General features: G+C 53.7%; 1 protein-coding gene. It reads left to right on the top strand.

Going from position 1 to position 231, the window contains the following annotated elements:
- Positions 1 to 70: 70 nt before the first annotated feature.
- A partial coding sequence (locus GPK89_RS16800; protein ID WP_215693577.1) for a transposon-encoded TnpW family protein occupies positions 71 to 231 on the top strand: 161 nt, incomplete at its 3' end.

The following is a 231-nucleotide window of genomic DNA, read 5'->3' as shown; positions in this document are numbered from 1 at the left end:
TCCGAAAGGAAACCGCACAGGAAAAGCTGGAACGCTTAAAGCAACTGATGAAGCAGCGAAAGGAGAGCCTATGACAGAAACCAAACAGACAAGCACCACCAAAACAGACCGCCGCCCGGACTGTGTAACGGAAATCCGCATGGGCAACTCTGTCCTTACCGTTTCCGGCTTCTTCAAGCAGGGCGCAACCGACACCGCAGCCGACAAGATGATGAAAGTGCTGGAAGCGGA

The sequence above is a fragment of the Gemmiger formicilis genome (assembly GCF_018784445.1).
Classification (GTDB): Bacteria; Bacillota; Clostridia; order Oscillospirales; family Ruminococcaceae; genus Gemmiger.
Note: the sequence above shows the minus strand (reverse complement) of the source record. Positions and strands in the feature narration are given on the sequence as shown.